Genomic DNA, 1,448 nt, shown 5'->3' on the forward strand with positions numbered 1-1,448 from the left:
GGCCGTGCCCCGTGGGGTGGTGTAGCTCGTCCGCGTGCTGCTCTGCGGTGTTGCTGACTATGCCGTCTGCAGGGCGGGCTGGTCGATCACCTCGCTGGGGTCGGTGCGGCGGGGCTCGAGGGCGGTCGGCTCCGGCGGGTTGAGCAGGGCCATGGAGGCTTCGGAGAGGTAGCGGCGGTCGGTGACCTGCCACTCGTCGTGGGCTTCGATCAGCACGCAGCTGGCGAGCCGGAGCAGGGCGGTGTCGTCGGGGAAGATGCCGACGACGTCGGTGCGCCGTTTGACCTCCTTGTTCAGCCGTTCCAGCGGGTTGGTGCTCCAGATCTTGCGCCAGTGGGCTTGGGGGAAGTCGGCGAAGGCGGTGATCTCCTCGCGGGCGTCACGCAGCAATGTCGCCACGGTGGGGAACTGCCGCTCGAGGGTCAGGGCGACGTTCTCGACCGCTTCGCGGACGGTGTCGGCGGTGGGCTGGGCGAAGATGGTGCGGATGGCGGCGGCGACCATCTCGGCCTGCCCCTTGCTGACGCGTGCGAGGACGTTGCGCATGAAGTGCACGCGACACCTCTGCCAGGCCGCGCCGGCCAGCACGGTGTCGATGGCGTTGGTCAAGCCGCGGTGGGAGTCGGAGATGACCAGCTGCACCCCCGCCAGGCCGCGGTCGCGCAGGCCGCGGAGGAAGCCGGTCCAGAACACCTCGTTCTCGCTGTCACCGACGTCGCAGCCGAGCACCTCACGGCGGCCGTCGGCGGAGACGCCGGTGGCGATCACGACGGCTCGGGAGACGACCCGGCCGTTGACCCGGGCCTTGCAGTAGGTGGCATCGAGGAACACGTACGGGAAGGCCTGCTCGTCCAGCGGCCGGGTGCGCCAGGCGGCGACCTCGACGTCGAGCTGGCCACAGATCCGGGAGACCTCGCTCTTGCTGATCCCGGACTCCACGCCGAGGGCGGCGACCAGGTCGTCGACCTTGCGGGTGGACACGCCCTCGACCCAGGCCTGCATCACCACCGCGTGCAGCGCGACGTCGATCCGCCGGCGCGGGGCCAGCAGCGAGGGGAAGAACGAGCCGGTCCGCAGCTTGGGGATCTTCACCGTCAGATCACCGGCGGTCGTGGCCACCAGCTTGTCGCGGGTGCCGTTGCGCTGAGTGGTGCGGGTCTCGGTGCGCTCGTGCGGGCCGGCGCCGATCTGCGCGGTCGCCTCGGCGTCGATCAACGCCTGCAGCATCGTGAGCAGCAACCGGCGCATCACCTCGCCGCCATCAGCGCTGCGCAGTGCGTCGGTCAACTCGAGCAGGGCAGACTGATCCAGGGCCATCGTGTGAGTCCTCTTCGGTGAGTTCCTTGGCGGGTACTCACAGAGCCTCACGCGGTGGCCCCTCGACGTCGGTGACCGACACGATCACCGAGGCCAGGGGCCCGATCTACACCACTCCAGGGGACTCACCC

General features: G+C 70.0%; 1 protein-coding gene. It reads right to left on the reverse strand.

Annotated elements, in window-relative coordinates; all coding sequences use genetic code 11:
• Window positions 1-57: 57 nt before the first annotated feature.
• Window positions 58-1,317 (reverse strand): IS256 family transposase, encoded by a 1,260-nt coding sequence (locus DQ240_RS23020; RefSeq protein ID WP_113842043.1) that lies wholly within the window; start codon window positions 1,315-1,317, stop codon window positions 58-60.
• Window positions 1,318-1,448 lie beyond the last annotated feature (131 nt).

This window comes from Blastococcus sp. TF02A-26 (assembly GCF_003319125.1).
In the GTDB taxonomy this organism is placed as follows: domain Bacteria; phylum Actinomycetota; class Actinomycetes; order Mycobacteriales; family Geodermatophilaceae; genus Trujillonella.